We start from the raw sequence: 21,317 nt of genomic DNA, 5'->3' as shown, positions 1-21,317 counted from the left end.
TAATGACAGAACACGCATGGTCTAGACAAGAATTCGAACAAAAACTGAGAGAAAAAGGCGCTTACTACCATATTCATCACCCCTTTCATAAACGTATGAATGAAGGACACTGCAGCGTTGATGAAATTCAGGGCTGGGTGGCCAACCGACTGTATTATCAAATGGCGATACCGGTTAAAGACGCGGCAATTTTAGCGAATTGCGAAGATCAATCGGTTCGCAGAACCTGGATCCAACGAATAATCGATCATGATGGACGGGAAGGTGAAGACGGACTGGGCGGCATAGAAGCCTGGTTGCGGTTGGGCGAAGCGGTAGGCTTGAACCGCAGTGAATTACTTGATGAAACCCACCTGTTACCAGCGGTTAAGTTTGCAGTAAATGCCTATGTGAATTTTGCCCGCCGCGCGTCGTGGGAAGAGGCTGCCTGCTCATCGTTAACTGAAATGTTTGCCCCTGAAATACATCAAAGCCGATTAGATACCTGGCCTAGGCACTATACATGGATTGATAGTGAAGGCTTTACCTACTTTCAAATGCGGTTAAGCCAGGCGCGCCGTGATGTAGAGCATGGCCTGCAGATTACCCTTGACCACTTTGTTACCCGACAACAGCAAGAACATGCGCTCAATATACTGCAGTTCAAAATTGATATTTTGTGGAGCATTGCTGATGCCATTTGCTTTGCCTATGAATATAAGAGAAAGCCGTTTGATGGTATTGCCGACCAGCGGGTGTGCCATAAAGGGAGGTTTTAATGATGTCGAATTTACAATCGCAAACCGAACACCACTTAGATGCTGATAGCGTCGGTGCTGATAACGTGGAAGATAACATTGAAAATAGCAGCAGTCACAACAACGAGGGCGGCCGCACAAGAGACAAAACAGCTTCTTTAAATCCGCTTTTTCGCATGCAGTACGAGAAAGCTCAGGGTTGTTATGTTTTGTTGTTCCCCGAAGGAATGATCAAACTTAATCCTTCTGCGGCAGAAATTCTTAAGCGAGTAGATGGCAGCAATACGGAAAATGCCATTTGTGCTGAGCTTCGCCAAGCGTTCCCTGATGCACCTGAAGATTTAGAAGAAGATGTTCATGCATTTCTGGTCCATGCCGAGCAAAAGAAGTGGATCCGCTATGACGAATAATACAGACGTTGATTTACAAACCGACGAACCAAATAGCATAACGCCTCCGCTATGGCTCCTAGCCGAAATTACTTATCAGTGCCCATTGCATTGCCCCTATTGCTCAAACCCAGTAAACATGGAAGAAACATTTAATGAGCTCTCTACTGAGCATTGGGAGCGTGTGCTGCGTGAAGCGCGGGAAATGGGCGCCGTGCAATTGGGCTTTTCTGGCGGAGAGCCATTGCTTCGAAAAGACTTAGAGCACTTGGTCGCTTATGCGCGGGCTTTGGGTTTTTACACCAACTTGATCACCTCTGGCATTGGCATGACAGAAAAACGTATTGCCAAACTCAAAGAAGCCGGCCTTGACCACATTCAGCTGAGCTTTCAGGCAGCCAATGCTGAAGTCAACGACTTAATAGGCAACAAGCGTCACTCATTTGAACAAAAACTTAAAATTGCGAAGTTGGTAAAACAATACAACTATCCTATGGTGCTTAACTTCTGCATTACCGCGCAGAACATTCACGAAATAGAAGACGTGATGGCGCTCAGCGAGCAGCTGAACGCTGATTTTGTCGAGCTAGCTACCGTGCAGTATTACGGCTGGGCCTATGAAAATAGAGACCATCTTTTACCTACCTCACAGCAGCTACAGGAAGCTGAAGCCGCAGTGAACCGCTACCGAGCGCAGCAAAACGGTAAAGGGCCAACCTTCATATTTGTGTCGCCCGACTACTACGAATCTCGCCCTAAGGCGTGCATGAATGGCTGGGGCACAACGTTTTTAACCGTAACGCCAGATGGCAGTGCCCTTCCGTGTCACAGTGCAAAGATATTGCCCCTTCGTTTTCCTAATGTGAAAGAACGCTCGTTGCACGATATTTGGCACCAAGACTTTAGCTTTAATCATTTCCGTGGCGATAGTTGGATGCCGTCGCCCTGTAGGGACTGCGATGAAAAAGATAAAGACTTTGGCGGCTGCCGATGTCAGGCCTACCTGCTAACAGGTGATATGTATAAGACGGATCCGGTTTGCAGCAAGTCGCCCGATCACCATTTGATGAAAGGCATTACCGATAAAGCAGGTACTGCACCGTCGAAGGCACTACAGTATCGGAAGGTGGAAAAGCCGATTCCCATTCTAGAAGTAAGTGCTACGAGGTAAGTACTAGGAAATAAATGGGCTGCGATAAGTACGAAACAAAAAGAGATACCGTTAAACCGCAATGATAAAAGTGTATGTCTGAATTTCATTTCATTGATGCCGGCTCTGGGTCAAAAGTACATAGCGTTGTTTTTGCGCTAAAAACCCCTGCAGCAGGCCACACTGGGTTGTCTCATTTAGCTGAGCACATGAGCTTTCGACGCTCTCACCCATACCCTGCTGCCCACGAGCTTTTTACGGCCAATACACTTCTGCCTGTTACTATTAACGCTACCACACTCGCCGAGTACACCTTCTTTTTCGCTTCATCTGAAAAAGCGAACGTGCTGCTTGATGCTGTAAATTACCTGTACTGTGGCCTGCTTAACCGGGATTACGGTACCGATGAGGTTATCTTAGAGCGTGACGGGGTTATTTTTAACGAGCTCGCCATGCTAGAGACAAACAGCGACTATGCATTAAACGCCGCTATTCGATTAACCGATACCAATAAAAATGCCTATCAACACGCGGGTGGTTTTACACAAACCATAGGCAGCAACAGCATTCAAGCGCTTCAAGACTACAAACGCCAGTGGTATCAGCCAAGCAATATCACCACGCTGGTTTATAGTAATTCAGCCCACTTTTTTGAGCAGTGCAAGGAGGTTGTTACAGCCGTGAGCGAAGAAATAGCCCTGAGCGCGCAAACAGCCCTGAGCGCAATGAAAGCGCAGAGCGTGGAAACAGCCCTGAGCGCGGAAACAGCCTTGAGCGAAGAATCAACACTGAACAGAAGCGCCTCTCTGAGTCAGCACGCATCTCAACGTGAACACTCACATTTAGACAAAGAAGCCTCTCTTGATGCACAAACAATAAAAGGCGAAAACGAATCAATAAGGCATGTATTAACCTGGTGGTTTCCTCAGTGCTTTTTAAATGGTTTACTACAGCAAGAAGCAACACTTAGCACCGTAGCAGGCCTTAAAAACACTTTATTTATCGACCCCGAAATCAATCAACAAGGCAATTTTGCAATTCGCCTCGTCACAAACGAAGCGATGAAGGAAGTAGCAAGCGAGCTTTCGATAGAAGCACTTCCAAAGCTTTCACAAAATCTGACACACAAGCTCGTGAGCGATGATAATGATAAAAGGCTGCGACAACTAAAACATGTGGTATCCGCGTGTCTTGCCTCATTTGATATTAGACCTTCAAAGCCAATGCCAGACACTGATAAACACGCAGATGGTGTGGGGGCGGCTATTCGCTATTTTGCGCAACTAACAGATGCGTTGGATTCGAACAAGTGTACCGCCAAAGATTGTGCCACCAAAAGCGCTTATTTGGCGAGTGCTAATAAGGTATCGCTCTCCTATTTGCGGCCTCTACCTTCACCTGAAAAGTCAATCGCTCGCGAGCGGATTAAAAAGGCACGTAAGGGATTTTCCGCGCAAGCCAGCGCTTCCAATAGCGACCAGTCACTTTTAGTGCCGCGTCTTACCTCTAAATACCGACATTTTATTGCGTTAGAGCACTTGCCTGCACTTCCACGTTTATTGCAGCCACTCGCCAACAATACCACCAATTTGAAACGCTTTAACGCTGAACACATTGCTTTGCATTTAACGCCGTTTTCCACTCCATCGCCCTCAATAACTCTAGAGTCGGCTTCTCAAAACCCTGCTTCTGGTTATTTGGCCTCGCACTGGGTGTATCGCATCGCGTTCTATCAACAGTCAAGACTACAAGCGGTACTGGCACACCACCTTTTCTGGCAACCAAGAACCTCGGGGGAATGCTACGCACTGGGCGCTGCAACCTATGAAAATAACCTTTTTCTATTTGGTGCCAGCGACACAAATATCACAGAGCGTGAAAACTGGTGTCATAAGGTTTTATCGATTCTCTCGTAGGGAATTCGGGAAAAAACACTGCTACCAATTTATGATACTTCCTCCCACTTAAGGAGGATATTTTTAGGGAATGGTTAAGGCAATACTGAAAGTATAAATAATAACGAAGCAGTCAAGACCATGCCTACGCGAATTTCTACTAAAAGCTCTAGCCAAAACGTTGCACAATCCCCAACACATCAACTTGCCCGTTCACCATTTGCTCTTGCGATTATTGCAAGCGCTGTAACCTATGCGTTTAGCTCTGCTGCAGAAGCTAACGATGCAATGGACCACTACGAGGTTATAGAGGTACAGGGAGCGACACCGCTTAGTGCCAACAGCAATAACTCTGCTGTATTTGGTAACGTTCAGACACTCACTCAAGACGATATTGAAGGGAGCGTCAACCGTTCACTACCGGAGCTACTCAAAACTCAGTTGGCAAGCGTGAACCTAAACGATGTTCAAAACAATCCGTTCCAACCCGATCTGCAATACCGCGGGTTTACTGCCTCTCCGCTGCTTGGCCTACCTCAGGGCATTTCGGTGTACTTGAACGGCGGTCGGGTTAATGAAGCGTTTGGCGATACTGTGCATTGGGACCTAATGCCTCTAGATGCTATAGATACCGTTTCTTTGTACTCTGGTTCAAACCCTCTGTTTGGCCAAAACACGCTAGGCGGCGCCCTTGCGCTAAGAACGAAAACAGGGTTTAGCTTCAACGCCAACGAAATAGATTTACAGGCTGGACAATTCGGCCAGAAAGCCGCGTCTGTGGAATCGGGTGGTCATAACGATCACTGGGCGTATTATGTAAACCTGAATCACTATGAGGAAGATGGCTGGCGCGACTATTCGCCATCTGAAGTGCAGCAAGTATTTACATCGCTTGCCTATAAAAGTGACAAAATGCATCTCGACATGAACCTCTTTATGGCCGATAACGAGTTACTCGGGAATGGTGCGTCACCTATTGAACTGCTGGATATTGAAGGCAGAGAAGCGGTCTACACCCACCCCGATCAGACCAACAACGAACTTACGCACGTTAATATAACCGGTGATTTCGTTTTAACTGACACCTTATCCTTAACCGCCAATATGTTTTATCGCGACACACAAACTCAATCAATCAACGGCGATGACAGTGATTTTGGTGCCTGCCAGTTCGCTGATGGACGCGTAACACTGTGTGAATTTGAAGATGATGACGACGATGATGATGATGCTCCGCATGATGGTGATGGCGACGACGATGATGACGATGATGATTTGCCTGTTGTAGGAGAAGGCGACGATATAGAAGCGGTTGAATTTATTGGCTTTGATGACGACACCGCGCTTGCCGAAATATCAGATGTGGACGCAGATGAACTTGATGGAACATACAACACGGGTCGCACAGACGCCAAAGCTACTGGGTTATCTTTTCAGCTAGCAAAACAATATGCCTTAAGCGGCTTCAGTTCAGAATTAATTGTTGGTGCCAGCTACACCAAAGGAGATGTTAACTACGCCGCTGATACTACATTTGGTATTTTGGAAAACGAATCTGCACAAGACTCACGCACCGTTTTACCCATCGACGGGCTCATGGCACAAGAAGCCAGGGTTAGATTAGATGTAGACACCACCGCATGGTCGCTATTTTTCATGAATAGTACACAGCTCTCTTCAGCCGTATCACTCAATCTTGGTGGACGTTTTAACCGAGACCATATTGTTATGGAAGACCTGATTGATGACGGTGAAGGTTCATTGGACGGCAATCACCGTTTTACCCAATTTAACCCAGCGGTAGGTGTAGACATTACTATTGATGAGCAAAGCCAGTTGAATCTTGCAATCAGCCAGTCTTCAAGAACGCCAAGCCCAGCAGAGTTAAGCTGTGCAGATGAAGACGACCCGTGCCGCTTACCGAACGGTTTTGTGGCCGATCCTCCTCTTGATCAGGTGGTCACCCAAACTATTGAAGCGAACTACACCACACGCATTGATAACATCGACCTGATGCTAAATGTTTTTCACAGTAGAAGTAAGGATGACATTATCTTCCAACAAGCAGGCTCTGTTGCCTCTCGCGGATACTTTATTAACGTTGATGAAACCCAGCGTCAGGGCGTTGAATTCAGCGTAGGCTCAACGTGGGAAAAACTAACCTACCGGTTAAACTACAACTATCTTAACGCAACCTACGAATCGACATTCACGTCGTTTAGCCCCTTTAACCCTCAGGGTCCAGACAGACTCGTAACACCAGGTGACAAAATTCCAGGCCAGCCAGAGCATCTAGTCAAGCTCTATGCAGATTACGCCTTAACGGATAAAGCGCGTTTGGGGGCAGAAGTTATTTCAGCATCTAGTCAGTACTTTAGGGGCGATGAGGCTAACGAAAATGAAAAGATTGACGGATACGTTATTGCAAACATTTATGCATCGTACCGTTTCAACGACACATTTACCGCATCGCTACATGTGAACAATGTGTTCGACAAAGACTATGAAACCTTTGGCACGTATGGCGAGGCTGATGAGGTATTAGAAGACATTTATCCCGACGTAGAAGGTGCAGAGTTCGTGGGCCCCGCACAACCGCGAATGGTCAGTGTAAATCTAAAAGCGAGATTCTAATCAGATAGCAGTTGTTACCACACGCGCTTTTATCCACACAAAAGCTGAACAAAAATCAAAAAAACGCGACTTACTTTTTCACAGTAGTCGCGTTTTTTATGATTTTTACATTTAATTTTCCCGCTACTAAAGAAGGAGATTAACACGCCTTACGGCCGATGGTTCAAAATTCAATAGAACCTATTATCAATTTACTGGACACCGAAAGTATTAAAACCAGTCAAAAATAAAAACAAAAAGCCACTGTAATTAATCAACACTACCAAAATTGGGACAGTAAAATGAAAAAGAATACATTTACAAAAACCTGTTTATCTATTGCCATTTTAAGCACAGTCAGTAGCCATAGTTTTGCCCAAGACGAGCCCTATTCATGGAATATCTCTGGATGGATAAATGAAGGCTTAACCTATTACGACGACGGTGTAGGTAGTGATGTGGCACAACTTTCAGACAACGGTACAACGCTAGGCAGCCGTATTACGCTTTCAGGAAATTATAAACTGGAAGAACAAGGCATGGACGTGGGCTTTGAGGTCATTATTGAACCTCTTTCAGGCGCACCGAACTACGCCGGTGGTGGCCATCAAACCCCGCTTTTGTTTGCCAATCAGGATAACTTAGACACCTTCAACGGCGGCGACATAGGCCTGTTGGGCAGTAGCCTCTACTTTGGTGGCGACTGGGGTAAAATCACCATTGGTTTACAAAGCCTTCCCACCGATAACATTGCCGTTCTAGCTGATCCTTCTGGCACAATCTGGTCGGGAATTTCTCCATTATTTAGAGCAAATGGCTTCTTTATTCGAGGCGTAGAAGAAGGTTCAACCAATGTCGCGTGGGGTCAATTTGCTCAGTGCTTAGCTACGCCTGGCTTGGGTATTGGTATTGACTGTAACGGCATATATCGCAACGGTGTGCGCTACGATCTCCCTCAAATGGGCAACGTGAGTATTGCAGTAGGTTATGCAAACGACGAAATTTACGATATTGCGGTTAAGTATGCGGCTGAGCACGAAGGCTTCAAAACTAACCTTCATGCTGGTTACTCAGTGAATAAAGATGGCGGTAGCAATGTTGGGGGCAACAGTTCAACTACGCTACAACTGCAAGCAGGGCTCATGCATATTGAGTCAGGTGTATTTGGGGTAGCCACTTATCAGATGGAAGAGGCTGACGACGCGATTGTTGGGTCGGGTGACGATACGGATGCCTATTACTTTAAAGCAGGCATTAGAAAACAGTTTAATCGCTTTGGTGATTCTGCTTTCTATGCTGAATATGCCAGTTATAACGACCAATACGGCATGGCTCATTTAGATGGCGTTACCGGTTCAGAGCTTAGTCAGTGGGGCGTTGCAGCAGAACAATATTTTGGATCGCGCTTCTTGGTGTACGCGAAATACGAAAACCTAAGTTTAGATATTGATGGTTCAGAATCTGCGCAAGGAATTTATAACAGCGCAGAAGACTTAACCCTAATTCAACTAGGTGGCACTGTGTTCTTTTAATTGAGAATTAAAAATCAGTCATATTTTAACATTGAACTTATATCTAATTACTCTGAAATTTAAAAATTACTCGATTCATTTAATTAATGATAAAAAACTGATTAATTTTACACTTAAATAAGAAATTAAAATTAAGCTAAAAGATATGACATAAAAAAGCGAGATTCACTCTCGCTTTTCCTATTGAAAAAGGAAAGATCATGAAAAATATATCTCTATTTTCATTACGTTCAGCTCAACCCATTCTGTTAGCCCTACTCTTCATAACGACAGTACATATCGCAGACGCACAGGTCATATTTCAGGAGGACAAAAACAACTTTATTCGCCTTGTTGAAAAGCAAAACGAAACAGACAGTGACATGCGTGCCAACCAGCACCCCTTTACGCTGCAAGAGCAGGATGTATCCGCCATACTTAGCGCTATTCAGGTGGTTAAGAACAAAAATACGTCAACACCGCTTTTTTCCAACGAACAAGTTACGTTACTTGCCGCCTATCTGCCTGAGGCGCTGCGAACAGCGACTGCTCAGCAAGACGTAATTTTTGCCCTTAGTAAAGAGAAGCGCTATTTGGCAGGCCTTAAAACCCAAACGTATTACGTTGCAGGCAGTATTTTCGTTGCAGACGACCAGCTCAATATTCTTATTGGCGAGTTCGATAAAGTAGCCAATAAAGCCTACGAAATGGCTTATGATCCTACTTCTCAGGGCTTGGTAAAATACGACTTTGATTTTGGTAACCGGAAACAAGCAAAGTTCTCATTCGATTCCCCACTCTCTTTTTCCGCACCTGGTATAGAACTAAAAACGAAAAGTCGCTTCGATTGGGTGGTCGCACCGACTCAGCTGGCATTTGAAGCACCTTTAGAAAAGGAAACACTTTCCCCAGCGAATAGGGAAAACACTCCCAGTAAGAAAGACGTAGCTGGCTCGGCCCCCTTACCAGCAGAGAACGATATCGTTGCTCGTTTTAAACGGTTAGACGCACTAAAAAAGGCAAACCTAATTAGCGAAACAGAATACGCCGAAAAAAGAAGGCAGTTACTTGACGAGTTATAGAACGAAAGTCCCGTCAGTACTGGTCTTACGTGCTTTTTTATTATAAGCCATTGGTCTTATTAGGCCTGATTTAATGTTATATTAATGTTAACATTGTAAACACGTGAAGTGACTGTTTAGCTTTTAATATTTCGGGGAACTTGGTCACTTTGAAGCGTTTCATTTACGCCATAATTTTGTCTTACTACAAGGCTTATGTGTGAATAAAACGCCAGCCCAAATAAGTCACAAGGCCAGCGGCAAATGTCGCTTTTTTAGCTGAGGGAAAGACCATGCACCGTATCTTGATAATTGACGACCACCCTATTTTTCGTCACGCAATGATTACTATCTTAGGGAAAAAGTTTCCCGACTCAGAAACCCTCGAAGCCAATTCAATTTCTGAAGCGTTAACGTTGCTAGAGCAAGACGCGAAGTTCGACTTAATCATGCTTGATTTAAATATGCCGGAAACCTGTGGCCTAAACGGACTTTTAGAAATTCGAAACCAACACCCTAACGTACCTGTAGTGATTATTTCCGCTGAAACGGAAAAGCAAAATATACTGCAAACCATTTCTTATGGTGCCGTTGGCTTTATTTCAAAAAGCAGCAAGATTGAAGAAATCGCCACATCTATCGAGAGTATTTTTGAAGGGAACGTGTGTTTACCATCAGAGATATTGAGAACGCCGTCTACCAGAACACGCATGACCAATGACAACGGTATTTCGCCGGAGCAAATTCGTTCATTAACACGAAAAGAGCTGACCGTACTGAAATATCTAACTCAAGGGTTAGCCAATAAAGTTATTGCCTACGAGCTTAATATTTCTGAAACCACGGTTAAGTCTCACGTCTCATCTATTCTTAAAAAATTAGGCGCCAGCAACCGAGTAAAGGTTGTGGCCAGTGCCGCGAATATCGACTTTAACCAGTACGTATTTAATTAAGATCTGTTGATCTTTGCTGTGCACCGAAGATTAATAGGTCTTAGACACGTTTACTTTTAGCCATTCAAACTTGAGACTAGCGCCGCCTTCAGCACCGCGGAGTTAACAGGTTTGTGCAGCAGCTGAATGTCGGTGCCTTCAAGTTCATTCGCTAATGCTTTTGAGTGATTAGCGGTGCAAATCATAATGGGCATTGAAGGCGCGATTTTTCTTACGCGTTTCGCAATGTCTAAACCGGTTTCTTCTTCATCTAGGTGGTAATCGACAATAAGCATGTCGCACTCGTCAAAACTGCCATTATTTACAGCACTGCATTGTTCAAAACCTGAGAAAGTGTCTACTTCCATGTCCCAGTTTGCGAACAACGTTTGCATAGCAATGCGCATATTCGCATCGTTATCAATGTGCCATATATGCTTATCCAAAACGTAATCTGGTAACGATGGCTCCAAAGTATAAAGATAGTCTTGTTCCTGACTCGTATCACACACTTCGGTAATAGGAATGGTCACCGTGAAACATGCGCCTACGCCCTCTTTCGAGCGCACTCGAATATCGTGCTCTAGCAACTTACTCATTTTATCTACAATGTATAATCCCAGACCCAAACTGTAAGAGTAGTTAAAATCGTTTTCTAATCTGGAAAACTCTTTAAAAATAACTTTCTGATCGTCTTCGCTTATACCCACACCTTGATCATAGATGCTAATTTCTAGGTTCTCATTCACCTTTCGTGCTGCCAGTAACACCTTGCCGTTGGCACCGTATTTCATTGCATTTATTAATAAATTTCGCAATATTCGAGAAAGTAAGTTCACGTCTGTCACCACGAAGGCTTCTTTCAAGCGATAGCGAAAATCTACACTGTAGTCTTTACTGATATGCGTAAACTCTTCGGCTAGCTGCATAAGTAACGGCAATACATTTTCTTGCTGCTTATCGGGCTGTAACACCCCAGCGTCCAGTTTGGATGTTTCAATAAGCGTGCGAATAAGGCCATGTAAATCAGACAGTGAATTATCGAGGGCGGCAACAATGGGGCTGGATGAACTATCCACTTGATCTTTCAATGTTTCGTTGAACAAGATGGCAGCGCTAAGGGGCTGCATAAGATCGTGGCTAATAGCAGCCAAAAATTTGCTCTTTGAATCAATCGCTTCTTGAAGGGCGATGTTGGCGTGATTGAGTTCACGGGTACGCTTTTCTACATTCGATTCTAATTGGTCTTTAGCCGCTTTAAGCTGGAGTTGGCTTTCTACCTGCTGCGACACGTCTGTTGCCAAGACAAAGTGCCCGGTGATATCGCCAGATTCATTGAAATGAGGCAAATAAACTTTCTGTAAAAAGCCAACGTCGCCATGAGCATTTTTTTCTTTGCTTTGAAAGCTCACCACTTCGCCTTGGTTAACACGGCGCAAGTACTGAATAAGATTGGGGTAAACCTCTTTCAGATGGCTTCGGTCCATAGGCATATCATTAATGTCTTGCTCACTAACGCCATACCAATCGCGATAACCTTTATTGGTGTATTGAAACTTTTTATCGGTACCAATGTAAGCAATAAGCGCCGGTACATTATCGGTTATCATGCGGATCCAGCTTTCGTTTTGCTTCAGCGTTTCTGCGTAGTGATGCTGCGATGTAACATTGGTGAACGTGCACAGCGTATTGCCGTCGGGCAGTGTAGTGATGTTGCGTTCAACCACCAATTGCTCGTGTATAATCTGGGTACTTGGCCCCACCGGGTTTAGGTTGAGCCCGCTCCAGTGACGGTTATTTTGAAGGGCATAAATATTCTTACTGTTTACCAGTACGTGCTGGGGCACGTTTGACTGGGTCAAAAACGTGTTATTCCAAAACGCAATGCCACCTTCTTTATCAATGAGCAATATTCCAACATCAATATTATCGATAAGGCTTTGCAACAGCTTGTTTTTCTCTTTAATGACTTGCTCGTAACGATTCGATTCAAGCAGTTTTACTTCAGTGATGTCGTTAAACAGAATAACGTTCCCGCCTTCTTGCGTGGGTCGATTGGTCAGCTGATACCATCGCCGGTTCGACAACTGATAGATCATCCTGCCTTCGACATCAGCAGGCAGGGCACGGCGAATAACCCCGGAATGCTTGGCAGCTTGGGTGATATCGTAATAGTTATCGCCAATTTTAGGGGTAATGGAAAGGTCATCCCAAACAGTTTCAAAGTGCCGATTAAAGAAGATGATCCCGCCCAGTCTATCTAGCAACACCATCGCCTGATTAGTGCTTTCAATGGCGTCGTGTAAACGCTGTTTAACCTGATGGGTTTCTTCGTGAGCCCGCACCAGTTCGGCGTTTGACTGCTCCAGCTTTTGCAGTACTGACTGCAGTTCTTCGGTTTTCTGACTCACTTTTTCAGAAAGTTGAACCGAATGTTCGAAGGCGCGGTAGCTGTGATGATTAAAACCGCCCTCTTCCATGCGATACATCAGCGCTGCGTTTATTTTCTCAAGCTTTTCGTTTTCACGCCGTTGCTCGTAAAGGGCCTTTTGGAGCGCTTCCACGTCGGTAAATTGATTATTGGGCTGCAAAATACACCCCCGTAAACGTTTGGTTCAAGTGAACCGAGTGAATATGCTCGCCATAGGCATTGAAGCCCGCGACATTGTACCTTTGCTGTAGCCGTCTTATTTCGTGGTCGTTTTTGCCCTGTTGAATTTCGAGCCTTCGCAAAAAGCAATCGCAAGCATAGACAAATTCGGGCTCGCCAAGCTGAGCGCGCAGCTTGTCTAGTTTACTTTCTAATGCTTCAATGCAGTCACCCAGCTGAACAAATGTAAGAATAATGCCAATATCTACCGCGCAGTAAAAGGTAATGGCGTTAGTGGCCAAATCTACTTTTTGAATAGAGCGGATGAAATATTTGCCACCTACCATCACTGCAAGGGGAAACATGGAAAACACATCCGGCGTTAAGTCTTCAGCTTTCATTCCCAATAAACTGGCGTAATACTGCGCAGCAGGTTCACCGTTTATTTCATACACGGTTCGCGATTCAGGGTCGGCGTGGGTGACCACCAGCTTCGATACGGGAGAGTTAATGTGATCAATGGAGAACACGGTGAAGGGCTTTCCCGTGCCAACAAGCAGCAGTACTGCTGCGTCTCGATGAAATTCACCGTTGTAAAACACATAGGTGGCTTCAAGCTTTAAATCGTCGCCAGCGCTACCGCCTAAGTGTGGAATATTGCCAAATGCGGTCGCAAAGGTTTCTAGAAAATGTTCCTCATGGCGGGTAAGTCCATCGAGCACAGAAATAACGAAGTGCTGCTCTGTATCGTAACGACGCTCCCTCCCCTGTAAGGCTCGGCGCAAACCACTAGCAATATCGTGGGCTTCATCAAAGTTTACTTCGCCTAAATTAGGCACCAATGCTGTGGCAATAGAAAATTCGTTTTTCAAAAACGCGACGGCCAAAAGTTTTTCTGTTCCGTACCCATTTTTATTAAACTCTCCAGCACTGGTGCAGCCAACAATATTCACGTGCGGAAAACGTGCGGAGATTTCCTTTGCTACGGTGTCTAAGTCAAACAGCGTGCTGGTATGAAAGAGTAATAGCTCTATTTCATCGCACTTAACGTTGGCTAAAATCTCATTGGCCACATCACGGCAGGCTTCTTTAGCACCGTATAAACTAGAATGGTTGTCATCGTTAACCTTGCTATTAGCAGGTTGACTAAGTGCGGACAGGATTGAGGTTTTTGACACGCGTTGGCACCTTTTTCTTTTTATATTTATCGATTTTGCACAAGTCAGGGTTATCTAACGTAACCACACACTCAAGGCACTGAATACATTCAGCATAGTCAATGCTGCCGTCTTGTTCTATAGCATCAATACCACATTTCTTTTGTTTGCACAGCTGACACGGATTACCACAGGCATCTTTACGTGTAAGCAATTTAACTAAAGGGAAACGCCCCAAAATGGCAAGCCCCGCTCCCAACGGACATAAATAGCGGCAGTACACTTTATGAATTTTTAAACTAAGTAGCAGCAATAAAACCGAATACAGTACAAAAGGCCAATATCGAACAAAGTGTAGGGTTATGGACGTTTTGAACGGCTCTATCTCAGCGAGCTTCTCTGCAAGGTTTAGCGAATAAAATGAGCACGCAACAAGCCCTATAAGCAACCCATATTTAATTTTTTGTGCCCGTTTGTGGTGCTGTGGCTTAATTCTAATTTGTTTTATCCTGAGCTTTTCAGCCAGTATTCCCATCATTTCCTGGAGTGCTCCGAAGGGGCAAAGCCAGCCGCAAAATAGTCCCCGCCCAACGATAAACAACGAGACAAATACAAAGCTCCACAAAATAAAAATGACCGGGTCGAGAAGATATACCTCTAAGGAAAATCCGTCGACAATATCCAGTAGCAGCGTGTATATGTTGACAACAGACAGTTGCCCTTGAGCGTAAAAGCCAATAAAAAACAGCACGAACACAAGGGAAAATGCCCGCACTGTATGCACAAACTTGGTGTAAGGCGTTAGCCTTTGCTGGAATGCAAAAAACAACGACAGCGCTACAAGATAAACAACTGTGATGCTTATCGTTAAGGTTCTGTCCCTCCAAATTTTCTGCCACAACGGAATGGGCTTCGCTAACTGAGCCTCAGGATTTTCCATAAATAGTTCACTAGGCAGTGTCACTTTCAAAGGGAACAGATGCTCATCTTGCTCGAAGAAACTCGGCTTAAACGGCACACTAATCGCTATTTCCATTTCTTGGTCAAGTGACAGCCCACCTTTCGATTTTACTCGAAGTACTTTGATCTCGTTGTAGTCGGGCAATGCTTGTGAAAATGCTGGGTCATAGAAGCTATAAAAATCGATATCGCGGATAGCTGTGGGAAAGCCGCCTTGAGATACCCGTAAATGCTCAGGAGTGGTTTGGGGAATAAACTCATCGCTGATAAAACTGAACCCTTTCGTATTCAGTACCATCAGTGCCATTTCACCCGGATTTAGATTTTCCTGTAACCGAGCAAATTCCTCTTCATCTAGCAGGTTTTTCCCCACAATAGGAAGACTTAAAAACGCATAGTAGTGTTCGGCAATGATGTCACCATCAAGAGCAAACTCGCTTTGAATATCGTCAACCGCCCGAACCACTTCTCTCGAAAGCCCTTCGGTATTTTGCTGAGTAATCTGGTGCTTTTGAATGTAGCCCTTGTCCACCAATTCGCTAAAAGTAAGAGGTTCGTAAAAGTCTGGATTGATAATATTGTTGCTAGGCGCAACAAAGCCATCGAGCTTAGCTCTGGCAACGGCTAATGCAGATGTCACGATGGTATCATTGATAACCAGCACCGATACGGTGGCTTTCGTAACCCCATCAAAGTAGGTAGCGTCTTTGCCTACATTGCTTTTACCACCAATGATAAAACGTTCTTTGACACTGTGCCCTTGATATTGAGCAACGAAATCAAACATGGATTTCTCGCCAAGCCCGTGCAAAAAAATCGGCTCGCTATGCTGCTTGACGAAAAGATCGACCACATTGCCTTGTGTGTCTAACCCAATCACTACATTAACTGGTTTGCCTGAAAAGCCTATGAAGTCGACAAAGTCATTCGACTCAAAAACATATCCGAGTAGTTGCTGAAGCTGATAGACCGGGGTTACCTTGATGTCAGTGTGCATCTCCCCCACGCGTGTAGCATTGGGAAATATTTTATAAATGTCTTGTGGAATGTCTGTCGCGTCAGACTGCGCCAACACATTGGTGCAGAGAAACAGCAAGAAAATGATTGAGGAAAATGCGATGCGCATAAAAGTAGCGGGCGGCGGTAGGCGCCGCCCTCAGGTTTACTTAGAAGAAACCAAGTGGGTTGATGTCGTAGCTTACCAATAGATTTTTTGTCTGCTGGTAGTGATCTAGCATCATCTTGTGGGTTTCGCGGCCAATGCCCGATTTCTTGTAGCCACCAAACGCAGCGTGAGCTGGATACAAGTGATAACAGTTCGTCCATACGCGACCTGCTTCAATCGCTCGACCCACGCGGAATGCTACATTCGCATCGCGGCTCCATACACCAGCGCCAAGTCCGAAGCTTGTATTATTGGCAATCTCAATCGCCTCTTCTTCGGTTTTGAAGGTTTGAACAGCGATTACCGGACCAAAAATCTCTTCCTGGAACACACGCATGTGGTTTTCACCCTTCAAGATAGTCGGCTGAATGTAGTAGCCTCCATCAAAGCCAGGTAGCTGCTCTTTCTCACCACCAGTGACAACCTGAGCCCCTTCTGACTTACCGATATCGATGTATTTAAGGATCTTTTCGAACTGCTCATTAGATGCCTGTGCACCTACCATGGTATCTGTGTCTAGTGGGTTGCCACGTTTGATCTTCTGAATTTTTTCCAACACTTTTTCCATGAATGCATCATAGATGTCTTCGTGAATAATCGCTCGAGAAGGACACGTACATACTTCACCTTGGTTGAAGTATCCAAGCACTAAACCTTCCGCACACTTATCAATAAATTCAGGCTCGTGATTCATGATGTCTGGGAAGAATAAGTTTGGCGACTTGCCGCCAAGCTCAACGGTAGATGGAATAAGGTTTTCAGCAGCACAGCGAAGGATATGTCCGCCAACAGGTGTAGAGCCAGTAAACGCAATTTTTGCGATTCTTGTGCTTGTTGCAAGAGCCTGTCCGGCTTCTGCCCCGAACCCGTTAACGATGTTTAGTACACCCGGTGGTAGTAGGTCTTGGATTAGTTCGGCGAACAATAAGATAGATACTGGCGTTTGTTCTGCTGGCTTTAGCACCACTACGTTACCGGTAACAAGTGCTGGCGCAAGTTTCCATGCAGCCATAAGTAGCGGGAAGTTCCATGGAATGATTTGCCCAACAACACCATAAGGTTCGTGGAAGTGATACGCCACCGTGTTTTTATCGATTTCACCAATGGTGCCTTCTTGGCTTCGAATACAGCCTGCGTAATAACGGAAGTGGTCTGCGCACAGCGGAATGTCTGCATTAAGCGTTTCGCGAACGGCTTTACCATTGTCCCATGTTTCCGCAACGGCAAGTAGCTCTAGGTTTTCTTCAATGCGATCGGCTATTTTCAGAAGAATGTTAGAACGCTCAGCTACTGACGTATCTGCCCAGCCCTTTTTCGCAGCGTGAGCGGCATCTAACGCAAGCTCAATGTCTTCAGATGTTGAGCGTGGGATTTGTGCGATGTCGCTGCCGTCTACTGGAGATGTTGCGGTGAAGTACTCACCTTTAACCGGTGCTACCCATTCGCCATTGATAAAATTACCGTAGCTTTCTTTGAAGCTTACGACCGAACCTTCACTACCTGGCTTTGCATAAATCATAAGAAGTACCTTTTGATAACTTTGCGCGTACCACGCGCACTAACTTGGTTTGTTGTGTAGTTTGATAATGGTACTTTTACGTTGTACCTACCATGATGCGATAGACCGATTTGACTCCTACTTTAGGAGGGGAAACCTATGGCTACTTCTCACTCTTCTCGACAAAAGACACCGATTGAGACGCTGAAAGCTCTGCATCACCGATATAACCGTGTTTAGCCGCAATGGCTGAAAACTGGGAGGGCACCGCGTCGAGCTTTCGCTTAATGACGGTAAGTGCGTTAGAGACAGTCTTAGCCGATAGGCCCAACTCATCAGCAATATCGAAGCGGGATTTATTCATCGCTATCGCAATAAATATTTCGAACTCACGTTTTGTTAATTTGGCAGCAATGTCCACATTGGTATCGAGAAGTTGATTGGCTAAATTTACCGCCAGGCCTCGCTCAATATACTTTTGCCCTTTTGCGACGACCTTAATTGCCGAGATCAATATTTCAGGCGAACTACTTTTACTGATGTACCCCATAGCACCGGTCTGCATGGCGCGGTGCAATATGACGCTGTCTTCGAACATACTGAAAAAGATAATTTTTAAATCTGGATGTCGCTTCAAAAAAATCTTGGCTAAAACAAGGCCACTTTCATTTGAAAGGTTTATGTCGAGGATTAAGATCTCAATGTCACTACTGGCTAGTAAACGATGGGTTTGTGCACCGTTTTCAGCATCAAAAATACGGTAATCGGGCATCATCGCATTGAGTAAAGCTTTGTATCCTTCACGCACCACAGCGTGGTCGTCGACAATTAGAATATTCATGCGACGTTAGCCCCCATAAGAGGAGGCATTTTTTTAAGGGTAAGGGACAGCGATACAGCAACGCCGCCATCATCGGGTGACGTTACACTGCAATTTGCTCCTATACAACGCGCTCGGCTGCGCATTGATGACATGCCAATATTTTCTACAATGTGGTTCCCTAATCCCCGACCGTTGTCTTTAACCATCACAGAAACACGATGAGTATCGCCATAAATTTGAATGCTAACCTTGGTGGCCTTCGCATGCTTAATCACGTTGTTAATGGCTTCTTGAGCAAATCGGTAAAGATGAATATCTCGCTCATTATCTTCTTGATAGCGCTTTAGATTAATTGACACGTCCCACTGCGTATCGGGCTGTGCTACTTCTTGTTCGTACACCAGTCGCTCAAGCGACGACTGAAGAGAGACTCTATCTAAAACAAGCGGGTGTAGGTGAGCAGTGAGTTTTCTAATTGCATCGCTTATTTGATGTGACATCACTTGAACCTTCTGCGCCGACAGTTCAACAACAGATCGCTCTTTTGCGTTAACCAAAATATAGGCGTGGGCTTTTATCGTGGTCAGCAACTGCCCAACATTATCGTGGAGCTCTCTGGCAAGGTAATTACGCTCTTGCTCTTGAAGAAGGGCTAACTGCTTATCTATTTTTATGAGCTGCTTTTCTTTTGATTTAAGTGCATTTTGCAGATGCTTAAATTGGTCTAATACCCTGTTCATTTCGGTGATATCTGAATGTGGCAGGGGCTGTGATTCCTTGCCTTCTCGTAGCTCAGATAACGCGTCAGCGAGCTGATTTAGCGGCACTAACCTTTGCTTAACCGCCACTTTTAACGTAAACAGCAACAGGACAAAAGTTGCGAAAAACAGTCCCGCCACCAAGGCAAAAAAAGTGAGATTCTGGGTGAGTTCAGTAGCATCAAAAGGCGTAACAATAAGATACTGATTTTCCTGAATTGGGATGATAACAGGTGTGAGTGCAGTACGTTCGGTTGTCGGCATCACTGAGGTCTGCTCTGCCTGAAGGCGCCCCGTGAAATAATGGGCGGATAAGTGAGGGCTAGGCTCTACAATCGCTTCGATATCAGCAACAGGGATATTGAGGTTCACCATTTCTCGCACTTGATTAAGCGCGCCCGTCATCTCTTCCTCAATGTTATCTTGTATGTGGAAGTAGACCAGACAGGTAAAAACCAAAAAGCAGCCAATGAATACGGCCACTATAGCTGTAGATATTTTCGTAAAACCTGACATAACCGCCCCTGCAAGCCTTTTATTACAGGGTTATGCTATACAGGCTGCGTTAAAAAGCACATCCTGCAATAGGGGCGAATTCATCCTACCAAGGTAGGATGAATTCTGTTTTGAGCGATGTTTTATTTGGTAAGAACTTAGACAGTCTACACTTATCGGTAAGCCTGTTTCTCTGTGCTACTAGCTTCCCAGTCGACTGCTGAATTGGCCTACTGCATCAACGACTTCTTTTGCACCGTCTTGAATTTGTTCGATAACTTCACCCGCCTCTCTGGCGTAGTTGAGCCCTGATTGCGCCTTTTCATCACCTTCATTAACCAAATTTACTGCGTCGGTGGCCAATGTCTGGTTGTGTTTAACCACATTGATGATTTCTTCTGTGGCTTCGGTTGTACGCGATGCTAACTGACGCACCTCGTCAGCAACTACAGCGAAACCTCGCCCCTGATCGCCAGCACGTGCCGCCTCAATCGCAGCATTTAGAGCAAGCAAGTTGGTTTGTTCGGCAATAGCACTGATACTTCCGATAATAGTGGCAATTTGTTGAGACTGAGCGTCCAACGCATTAATCCCCTCTTTTGCCCTATCCATTTGCTGCGACAGCGAAGACATTTCAGAAAGCAGTTCGCTAATGACTTCCTTTCCTCTCGTGGCGATTTGATCCGTAGTGTTTGAAGAACGGTAGGCGATATCAGCAGCACTGGACACGGCATTTTCTCGTGCCACCTGCTCAGTAATATCAGTAGCCAGCTTAACCACTTTATACATACGACCGTGAGAATCACAAATCGGGTTATAGGTGGCTTCCAGCCAAATAGTGTTGCCGTGAGCGTCGAAGCGTTCGAATCTACCTGCGACGAATTCACCCTGAGCAAGTCGTTCCCAAAACGTTTTATATTCGCGGGAATTTGCATACTCGGTATCACAGAAGATTCTATGATGCTGACCTTTAATGTCACTAAGGCTGTACTTAACGGTTTTTAGGAAAGCTTCGTTTGCGTCTTGAATATTGCCGTTCAAATCGAATTCAATCGCTGCATTTGACTTATGTAGTGCGGCCACCAAATCTTCGTGTTCTTTCGAGTTGGCTATAGTGCGCGTGAGGTCGTTGAGGTTGACTGAGAATTTGTGAATATTCCCTTTTCCGTCAAAAATAGGTTCAACTACGCCCCTTAACCACGCTTCTTCACCATTTTCACGAAGAAACTCAATCGCCCCCCAGTAATGAACACGCTGCTCGATAGAATCTTTCAGCTTTTTAAAGTGAGGCGTGTTTCTGGCAATCTCGGGAACAAATTCAAAGAAGCGATGCCCTTTCACTTGAGAGAGTGAGTAACCTAGCTCTTTCTCGAACATCTCGTTGACGGCTTCAATTTCACCACGCTCATTAAGATTCAGAAAGATCATTTCTTCGCGCAAGCCATCTCGCACTTGCTTGAGTATGTGTAGCTCCTCGCGAAGCGCTTCGTTTTCTTTCACTAAGTGTTTATTGAACATAGGGCCTTCCCTGACAGAGAATTACAGTAATATGCCGTTTATCGGCAGTAACTAACCTTGCCTTA

The 21,317-nt window shown here is 45.0% G+C and carries 15 protein-coding genes; 8 read left to right on the top strand and 7 right to left on the bottom strand.

All coding sequences use genetic code 11. From position 1 onward, the window contains the following. Positions 1-2: 2 nt before the first annotated feature. From pqqC to MHN00_RS04520, 8 genes are all read left to right on the top strand, one after another. A complete protein-coding gene (pqqC, locus tag MHN00_RS04555) occupies positions 3-758 on the top strand; it encodes a pyrroloquinoline-quinone synthase PqqC (protein WP_014977366.1) in 756 nt (251 codons plus the stop codon). Continuing rightward, positions 758-1,147, top strand: a complete 390-nt coding sequence (gene pqqD, locus MHN00_RS04550; RefSeq protein WP_014999502.1) for a pyrroloquinoline quinone biosynthesis peptide chaperone PqqD — start codon at positions 758-760, stop codon at positions 1,145-1,147. The genes pqqC and pqqD overlap by 1 nt, the downstream gene beginning before the upstream one ends. Then, positions 1,137-2,297 (top strand): pyrroloquinoline quinone biosynthesis protein PqqE, encoded by a 1,161-nt coding sequence (gene pqqE, locus MHN00_RS04545; RefSeq protein ID WP_187447316.1) that lies wholly within the window; start codon positions 1,137-1,139, stop codon positions 2,295-2,297. Before pqqD ends, pqqE begins: the two co-directional genes overlap by 11 nt. Positions 2,298-2,371: 74 nt before the next feature. Beyond that, entirely contained in the window at positions 2,372-4,192 is a 1,821-nt protein-coding gene (locus MHN00_RS04540) for an insulinase family protein (protein ID WP_239300431.1), read from the top strand. A gap of 120 nt (positions 4,193-4,312) precedes the next feature. After that, positions 4,313-6,805, top strand: coding sequence for a TonB-dependent receptor (locus MHN00_RS04535; protein WP_239300429.1), 2,493 nt, complete (start codon positions 4,313-4,315; stop codon positions 6,803-6,805). A 281-nt stretch (positions 6,806-7,086) separates the two neighbouring features. Beyond that, positions 7,087-8,316: a porin gene (locus tag MHN00_RS04530; RefSeq protein ID WP_014980250.1), complete on the top strand. Its 1,230-nt coding sequence runs from the start codon at positions 7,087-7,089 to the stop codon at positions 8,314-8,316. 200 nt (positions 8,317-8,516) lie between these two features. Beyond that, positions 8,517-9,377, top strand: coding sequence for a hypothetical protein (locus MHN00_RS04525; protein WP_239300427.1), 861 nt, complete (start codon positions 8,517-8,519; stop codon positions 9,375-9,377). 272 nt (positions 9,378-9,649) lie between these two features. Then, complete coding sequence (locus MHN00_RS04520) at positions 9,650-10,309, top strand: response regulator transcription factor (protein ID WP_014950680.1); 660 nt, start codon at positions 9,650-9,652, stop codon at positions 10,307-10,309. A gap of 56 nt (positions 10,310-10,365) precedes the next feature. Here MHN00_RS04520 and MHN00_RS04515 read toward each other — a convergent pair whose 3' ends face one another. The 7 genes from MHN00_RS04515 to MHN00_RS04485 form a co-directional block, all read right to left on the bottom strand. Continuing rightward, the gene (locus tag MHN00_RS04515; RefSeq protein ID WP_156086929.1) at positions 10,366-12,879 is read right to left on the bottom strand and encodes an ATP-binding protein; all 2,514 of its coding nucleotides are present in this window, start codon (positions 12,877-12,879) and stop codon (positions 10,366-10,368) included. Then, a complete protein-coding gene (gene nosP, locus MHN00_RS04510; protein WP_014980253.1) occupies positions 12,866-14,056 on the bottom strand; it encodes a nitric oxide-sensing protein NosP in 1,191 nt (396 codons plus the stop codon). Before nosP ends, MHN00_RS04515 begins: the two co-directional genes overlap by 14 nt. After that, complete coding sequence (locus tag MHN00_RS04505; RefSeq protein WP_239300425.1) at positions 14,025-16,121, bottom strand: 4Fe-4S binding protein; 2,097 nt, start codon at positions 16,119-16,121, stop codon at positions 14,025-14,027. Before MHN00_RS04505 ends, nosP begins: the two co-directional genes overlap by 32 nt. A gap of 40 nt (positions 16,122-16,161) precedes the next feature. Then, positions 16,162-17,679: an aldehyde dehydrogenase family protein gene (locus MHN00_RS04500; RefSeq protein ID WP_014950684.1), complete on the bottom strand. Its 1,518-nt coding sequence runs from the start codon at positions 17,677-17,679 to the stop codon at positions 16,162-16,164. A 142-nt stretch (positions 17,680-17,821) separates the two neighbouring features. After that, a complete protein-coding gene (locus MHN00_RS04495; protein ID WP_239300423.1) occupies positions 17,822-18,499 on the bottom strand; it encodes a response regulator transcription factor in 678 nt (225 codons plus the stop codon). Next, positions 18,496-19,755 carry a histidine kinase gene (locus MHN00_RS04490; RefSeq protein ID WP_014950686.1) on the bottom strand — a complete coding sequence of 420 codons (1,260 nt, stop codon included), beginning with the start codon at positions 19,753-19,755 and terminating at the stop codon, positions 18,496-18,498. The genes MHN00_RS04495 and MHN00_RS04490 overlap by 4 nt, the downstream gene beginning before the upstream one ends. Before the next feature lie 180 nt (positions 19,756-19,935). Next, the gene (locus MHN00_RS04485) at positions 19,936-21,252 is read right to left on the bottom strand and encodes a PAS domain-containing methyl-accepting chemotaxis protein (RefSeq protein ID WP_239300421.1); all 1,317 of its coding nucleotides are present in this window, start codon (positions 21,250-21,252) and stop codon (positions 19,936-19,938) included. Positions 21,253-21,317 lie beyond the last annotated feature (65 nt).

The sequence above is a fragment of the Alteromonas sp. Cnat2-8 genome (assembly GCF_022348355.1).
Classification (GTDB): domain Bacteria; phylum Pseudomonadota; class Gammaproteobacteria; order Enterobacterales; family Alteromonadaceae; genus Alteromonas; species Alteromonas macleodii.
This window is presented reverse-complemented; position numbering and strand designations above follow the sequence as displayed.

Coding starts and splice junctions, on each gene's coding strand:
- pqqC (WP_014977366.1), top strand. CDS start 3: ATGACAGAACACGCATGGTCTAGACAAGAATTCGAACAAAAACTGAGA.
- pqqD (WP_014999502.1), top strand. CDS start 758: ATGATGTCGAATTTACAATCGCAAACCGAACACCACTTAGATGCTGAT.
- pqqE (WP_187447316.1), top strand. CDS start 1,137: ATGACGAATAATACAGACGTTGATTTACAAACCGACGAACCAAATAGC.
- MHN00_RS04540 (WP_239300431.1), top strand. CDS start 2,372: ATGTCTGAATTTCATTTCATTGATGCCGGCTCTGGGTCAAAAGTACAT.
- MHN00_RS04535 (WP_239300429.1), top strand. CDS start 4,313: ATGCCTACGCGAATTTCTACTAAAAGCTCTAGCCAAAACGTTGCACAA.
- MHN00_RS04530 (WP_014980250.1), top strand. CDS start 7,087: ATGAAAAAGAATACATTTACAAAAACCTGTTTATCTATTGCCATTTTA.
- MHN00_RS04525 (WP_239300427.1), top strand. CDS start 8,517: ATGAAAAATATATCTCTATTTTCATTACGTTCAGCTCAACCCATTCTG.
- MHN00_RS04520 (WP_014950680.1), top strand. CDS start 9,650: ATGCACCGTATCTTGATAATTGACGACCACCCTATTTTTCGTCACGCA.
- MHN00_RS04505 (WP_239300425.1), bottom strand. CDS start 16,121: ATGCGCATCGCATTTTCCTCAATCATTTTCTTGCTGTTTCTCTGCACC.
- MHN00_RS04500 (WP_014950684.1), bottom strand. CDS start 17,679: ATGATTTATGCAAAGCCAGGTAGTGAAGGTTCGGTCGTAAGCTTCAAA.
- MHN00_RS04495 (WP_239300423.1), bottom strand. CDS start 18,499: ATGAATATTCTAATTGTCGACGACCACGCTGTGGTGCGTGAAGGATAC.
- MHN00_RS04490 (WP_014950686.1), bottom strand. CDS start 19,755: ATGTCAGGTTTTACGAAAATATCTACAGCTATAGTGGCCGTATTCATT.
- MHN00_RS04485 (WP_239300421.1), bottom strand. CDS start 21,252: ATGTTCAATAAACACTTAGTGAAAGAAAACGAAGCGCTTCGCGAGGAG.